The following is a 6,189-nucleotide window of genomic DNA, read 5'->3' on the forward strand; positions in this document are numbered from 1 at the left end:
TATTGCGATTTTTAGTTAAAATTTTACCCTTTAAATTCACGCGCAGTTTTTGCCGTATATAAATTTTAATGCAATTTTGGAAGTATTTCTTAGACGTATTTGCTAGGCGAATTTAAGCACAAATCCAGCGCGGTGTAGCTTTGCTTGCGTAAAATTTTAGCGCAAGCAAAACCCTCTTAAATTTACTGCGAAATTTAACGAGGCTTTAGCGCACAAGTCTCGTTTTGTTCTAGCGATACGAATTTCAGCCAAAAGCCGCTACGCGCAAAATCAAAATTTCGCTAAGCTCGCGTTTGAGCCAAAATTTATCAAATTTTAAAGCTAGCGCAGACCAAATTTCAATGCGCCTAAAACCAAATTTTAAACATTAAATCTAAAGTGCATCACGTCGCCGTCTTGCACGACGTAGTCCTTGCCCTCAAGGCGCATTTTGCCTGCTTCTTTCGCCCTACTCTCGCCGCCGCACGCGATAAAATCATCAAATCCGATCACCTCGGCTCTGATAAATCCGCGCTCAAAGTCATTGTGGATCACGCTCGCGGCCTTTGGAGCCTTCCAGCCCTTCGTGATCGTCCATGCGCGCACCTCCATCTCGCCCGCGGTGAAGTAGCTGATGAGGCTGAGCTTTGCGAAGGATCGCTTGATGATGAGCTCCAGCCCGCTTTGCTGCGCGCCCAGGCTCTGCAGCATCTCGTGCGTCTCCTCGTCGCTTAGCCCTATGAGCTCCTCTTCGATCTTGGCGCAGAGCTTGATCACCTCGGCGCCGCGGGCATTTGCGTATTCTCTTACGCGCGCGACATATTCATTATCCTGCGAGATGCCGTCTTCGTCCACATTTGCGCCGTAGATTACATCTTTGGCGCTAAGCAGGCGCAGCTCGCGATTTAAAGCGACGTAGCTTTCGTCCTCTTTGAGCGCAAAATTTGAAGCAGGCTTGCCGTCGTTTAGATGCGCTAAAAGCTCGTTTGCCACGGCTAGCGCCTCTTTAGCGCCCTTTTGATTTGCTTTGGCTTCCTTGCCGAGGCGCTCGATCTTGCGACCAAGCTGCTCGATATCCGCTAAAATAAGCTCGGTTTCGATGATCTCGATATCGCGGATAGGATCGACGCAGCCTTCGACGTGGGTTATGTCGCCGCTTTCGAAGCAGCGCACGATATGAAGGATGATCTCGCACTCGCGGATATTTGAAAGAAATTTATTCCCCAGCCCCTCACCCTTGCTAGCTCCGCGCACGAGGCCCGCGATATCTACAAACTCGATGGTCGAATGCACGATGCGACCCGGCTTAACGATGTCCGCCAGCTTTGCTAGCCGCGCATCGGGTACGGGCACGACCGCTTTATTGGGCTCGATCGTGCAAAATGGATAGTTCTGCGCCTGCGCGTTTTGCGCGCCGCTAAGTGCGTTAAATGTAGTGGATTTGCCGACGTTCGGAAGCCCTACGATCCCTACTGAAAGCCCCATCTACGCGTCCTTCAGCTCTTTGGCTAGAGCCTGCAAGAAATATAAGTTTGCTCTCACGCCCGCGCCAGTCGCGCCCGCGGCGTAATAGCCCCACGCCTTTTCCAGATACGCAGGCCCCGCGATATCAAGGTGCAGCCACTTGTCTTTATATTCGTCTTTTATAAATTTATCTAAAAATAGCCCCGCTGTTATCGCGCCGCCGTACCTGCTAGAAGCGCAGTTGGAGACGTCTGCAATACTGCTTTTAATTAGCTCGCGCAGATAATCGTTAAATTCCAAAATACTAAATAGCTCGCCGCTACAATCGCTAAGATCTTCAAATTTACGCTTTAGCTCCTCGCTGTTTCCCATGATGCCGCTAGTGTATTCGCCCAGGCCCACGACGCAAGCGCCGGTAAGCGTCGCCATATCGATTAGCAGATCAGGCTCAAGATCCTGCGCGTAGCTTAGGCAGTCGGCAAGCACGAGCCGCCCCTCCGCGTCGGTGTTTCGCACCTCGATACTCACGCCGCTGCGGCTAAGCAGCACGTCGTCGGGTTTATACGAATCGCCGCCGATCATATTCTCGGTAGCGCCGATGACCGCGTGTATCTCAAACGGCAGCTCGAGCTCGGCAGCGCCCTTGATGATGCCCATCGCAGCAAGCGCGCCGCTTTTATCGCTTTTCATCGTAAGCATATAATCGGCAGGCTTGAGGCTTAGCCCGCCGCTGTCGTAAGTAAGCCCTTTGCCCACGAAAACGACGCGCTTTAGGCAGCGCTGCGGCTTATAGATCAGATGGATGAGTCGCGGCGGATGAGCGCTGGAGCGATTGACCGCCAAAAACGCATTCATATTCTGCTCGCGCAAAAAGTCCTCGTCGTAAATTTTAACGCTCACGTCGTCGTAGTTCGAGGCTAAAATTTCAGCCTCGCTCGCCATCTTTTCGGGCGTGTAAATTTCGGGGATCTCATTGACGCCGTCGCGCGCAAAATTTGCGGCGTTTGCAGTGATGGCGCCTTGTTCTATACCAAAGTTTGCCTTTTGCAAATCGATCTGCTCACCGCTATACTCTTGCGTCGAGATTAAAATTTCATTCAAGCTGGAGCTTTTTTTATCGCTTTTGTATTTGTTAAACTCATAACCGCCCAAAAGCACGCCCTCGACCATCGCCATCGTGCTTCTGCGGTCGCAGCCGCATTTGTAAAAGGCGATTTTGAAATTTTTAATTGCGTAGCCCTTAAGTGCGTTGTATGCACTTGCAAGTGCTGTGCGGACGCGGTCATATTCTAGCGCCTTGACGCCGATGTACAGCCGCCCGCTCTCAGCTAACAGCAGATTGCCCTCACCTTTGTAATTAAAAAGCGCAAACTTATCCGCGTCTTTAATAAATTCGTGATTTAAATTTTTATCTACAACCAAAATAACTTCAAAATCCGCCTCTATCTCGTTAATTTTACGATCTAGCAGTTTTACTTTCATCTCGTTCCTTTCGTGAGTTCATAAAGTGATTTTCCATACGTTTAAATAACCTAAAAAATAGATATAAAATTCCGCCTATGATAGGTATCGCAAAATACCAGTGTTGCTCGATTAGCCGCAGCCCGCTCCAAATCTCCTCACCGAAATACCACGCTAAAACCATCGTCGCACCCGACCAGCACCAAGCGCTAAAAAGATTGATAATCGCAAATTTCTTTGCGCTGTAGCGAGTGATGCCGATACTCATCGGGATGATGACGCGGAAGCCATACATATAGCGCTGCATTAAAATTATCGGCCAGCCGTAGCGTTGCAAAAGCAGGTGCGCAATCGCAAATTTACGGCGCTGCGCCGCGAGCTTTTTACTGATATATTTTTTATTGTAGCGACCGATATAAAAATAAAACTGATCGCCGCAAAATGCCCCAAGCCCCGCGACAAAGATACCTAGCGGCAAATTTATATGTCCCTCGTGTGCCATGATACCGCCCAAAATCAGTGCGATTTCGCCTTCTAAAATACACCAAACGAAAAGCACGATATAGGCGTATTGGTGGTATTCTTGCAGTAAATTTTTAAGTAGCTCTTCCAAAATTACGCCTCTAAAACGCAATAAACATTTGTGCGTCGCGAAAACTCGCCTAGATCGTTTAACTCACGTAAATTTAGCAAAAAGCAGGCTTCAACGCACTTAGCCTGCGTCTGCGCGATGAGATCTAATGCCGCTCGTGCGGTGCCTCCGGTGGCTATTAGATCATCGATTAGCAGCACCTTGGCATCTTGCACGCCGGAGAATGCATCCACGTGCATCTCGACCTGATCAAAGCCGTATTCAAGGCTGTATTTTTGCGAAATCGTGATATAAGGGAGCTTCTTTGGCTTTCTAATCGGCACAAAAGCGACCCTCAACCTCGCAGCAAGCGCCGCTGCAAAAATAAATCCGCGACTTTCTATGCCCACTATGTAATCAAGTCCATAATCGGCGTAGCGCTCGGCTAGATGATCAAGCAGGAAATTAAACGCCTCGCGATCGCCTACGAGCGTCGTGATATCGTAAAACAAAATACCGGGCTTTGGGAAGTCACGCACGGTGCGGATCGAGCGAAATAAATAGCTTTTTTGCTCGCTACTTAGACTTTTCATAGCTTACCTCTTTTCAATCTTGCGTTTTGGATTTTTAAGCTGCAGTTTTCGCTCTCCTCGTTTTGCAGGGCCTCAATGCCGAAGCGAAGGGCAGTTTTGAGCTTTTCGTTATCGCTTTTAAGCTTTGAAATTCTTTCTTCGCTCTTGCGAAGTAAGGCGTAAATTTTAGAATTTTTTCGGATCGATAGAATAAGTAGTGCTGCAAAAAATAGCGCTAAAACGCCTAATGCTATGCTCATTGCTCGCCTCCTTCATTTGGATTTGCAAAGCGCATAGTAACGGGAGTCGCGCTAAAATAGGCAGAATTTATGCTCCTAAAATACGCACTAGAAAGATTTGCTCCCTTTAAATTTACGCTCGTAATAGCAAAATTCGCATCTGTTAAACCCGTACTGGCGCAATTTGCGTTTTTTGGCTTAACGTTCATGCAGATGGAATTTGTAGTTTTGAAATTTATAATTGTGGGGTTCAAACCGACAAAATCTTTGTGGCTAGCTTTTTGAGCGAAATTTTTCTCGCAAACGCTCGCGCGCGTAAAATTTAACGTAGAATTTGTGCTAGTGGAATTTTTATCTAGCGGATTTTTCTCATTAAAGATTATCTTTGCGTGCGTCGAATCTAAATTTATATGACGTGCACCGCAAAAGCTTATCAAGGGATTCTTGCCGGTAAAGAAGGAATTTTTATCGTTAAAGCTCCGTGCACAATTTAATGCGGAATCCGTGCCGATAGGATTTTTGTCGAAAGGATTTTTACCGCCGAAGCTTGATTTGGAATTTCGTCCGTTTAAATTAGCGCCACTGCTTTGTTCCGCAAAATTTTGAGCGGAATTCTGCATGGAATTCTCTTCGTCAAATCCATGCGCGCAATTCGCACTACCGCAAGCGCCTAGCTTTGCGACGCGCTTAATGTGCCTACCGCCCGCAAAATCGGTACTAAAAAATGCCCTAATCATATCTTCGATCACCAGCGCGCCCATTAATCGCTCACCGAAGGCTAGGACGTTGGCGTCGTTGTGCTCTCTGGCTAATCTAGCGCTCGTCGCGTCATGACACAGCGCACAGCGGATGTGAGCGTGGCGGTTTGCGGCGATGCTGATACCGATGCCCGTACCGCAAATCAAAACGCCGTAAATGCCGTAATTGGTGGAATTTAAAATTTTATCTCTGCTCGCATTCGCGCCGTCGGCTACGCCTGCGCGGGTGCTAAAATTTTCGCCACTCCCGCAAGCGCCGGAATTTTTCGCGCTCGCAGCGGAATTTTTGTCGTTATTTTCTTTAAAATTTCTACTTCGCGCGCAGGCTTCACATTCGGCTAAAATTTTATCCGCCAACGTGTCCGCAAAATCGGGATAGTCCACGCTCGCTTCGGCACTATGCGTGCCAAGATCGACCGCTTCGTAACCTAAAGCGGCGAGCGCTTTTTTGGCTTGCTCTTTGGCATGAAAGCCCGCATGATCGCTCGCTATGAAAATTTTATTTATTTGCATTGCCGCTCCTTATTTTTGCTCATAGATTAGGCTCTCGTCGTTTTGCAAGGTATCGACGAAGCGCCCGATTCGCTCCCAGCGGATCTTGCGATCGGCATCGATACTAAAGTATGTAAACCACGGCTTACCGACGATCAGACGATAAGGTACCGGACCCCAGAAGCGGCTATCGGCAGAGTTATTGCGATTATCTCCTATCATAAAATACTCATCCTGCGGCACTTTAATATAAAAGGCATTGAAGCTTATCCCCGCAGCTTCGAAGCTGTGAGGAATTTCGCTTAGACTAATGGGCTTCATAGAAAATTCACCCTTCTCAAGTGCGATTTTGACATTTGTTAGCATCGAGTTCTTAGCATTAGGGTCGTAGTGAATGCCCTTAAATTTATACGGCTCTTTGACATATTTTTCGCCACCCAAAATCACAATGTCGCGAGCATCATAGTTTGCGGCAATGAACTCGTCGCCTTCATGCGGACGAAGATAGAAATTATTCAGATCAAATATCACCTCGTCGCCGCCTACGGCAAAATTTCGCTTTACAAAGTGCATTTTTTCATTAAGCGGATAGCGGAAAACCACGATGTCGCCGCGTTTCGGACCCTCGCCACGGATAATATGCCCATCTCCGT

6 protein-coding genes and 2 pseudogenes are annotated in these 6,189 nt (G+C 47.8%); all 8 read right to left on the reverse strand.

Annotated elements, in window-relative coordinates:
* Positions 1 to 360 precede the first annotated feature (360 nt).
* Positions 361 to 1,464, reverse strand: coding sequence for a redox-regulated ATPase YchF (gene ychF, locus Q0605_RS06230; protein WP_298705183.1), 1,104 nt, complete (start codon positions 1,462 to 1,464; stop codon positions 361 to 363).
* Positions 1,465 to 2,925, reverse strand: a complete 1,461-nt coding sequence (locus tag Q0605_RS06235; RefSeq protein WP_298705185.1) for a leucyl aminopeptidase — start codon at positions 2,923 to 2,925, stop codon at positions 1,465 to 1,467.
* Positions 2,900 to 3,517 (reverse strand): DedA family protein, encoded by a 618-nt coding sequence (locus Q0605_RS06240; RefSeq protein ID WP_177388946.1) that lies wholly within the window; start codon positions 3,515 to 3,517, stop codon positions 2,900 to 2,902. The genes Q0605_RS06235 and Q0605_RS06240 overlap by 26 nt, the downstream gene beginning before the upstream one ends.
* Before the next feature lie 2 nt (positions 3,518 to 3,519).
* Positions 3,520 to 4,068 (reverse strand): adenine phosphoribosyltransferase, encoded by a 549-nt coding sequence (locus Q0605_RS06245; protein WP_291937052.1) that lies wholly within the window; start codon positions 4,066 to 4,068, stop codon positions 3,520 to 3,522.
* The gene (locus Q0605_RS06250; protein ID WP_298705186.1) at positions 4,065 to 4,307 is read right to left on the reverse strand and encodes a hypothetical protein; all 243 of its coding nucleotides are present in this window, start codon (positions 4,305 to 4,307) and stop codon (positions 4,065 to 4,067) included. The genes Q0605_RS06245 and Q0605_RS06250 overlap by 4 nt, the downstream gene beginning before the upstream one ends.
* Positions 4,308 to 4,954: 647 nt before the next feature.
* Positions 4,955 to 5,200 (reverse strand): annotated as a pseudogene (locus Q0605_RS06255) (RpiB/LacA/LacB family sugar-phosphate isomerase); the annotation flags it as partial.
* 189 nt (positions 5,201 to 5,389) lie between these two features.
* Positions 5,390 to 5,557: pseudogene (locus Q0605_RS06260) on the reverse strand (RpiB/LacA/LacB family sugar-phosphate isomerase); the annotation flags it as partial.
* A 9-nt stretch (positions 5,558 to 5,566) separates the two neighbouring features.
* Positions 5,567 to 6,189, reverse strand: a 623-nt coding sequence (gene lepB / locus Q0605_RS06265) for a signal peptidase I (RefSeq protein WP_298705188.1), incomplete at its 5' end; no start/stop codon positions are given.

This window comes from uncultured Campylobacter sp. (assembly GCF_938017705.1).
Lineage (GTDB): Bacteria > Campylobacterota > Campylobacteria > Campylobacterales > Campylobacteraceae > Campylobacter_B.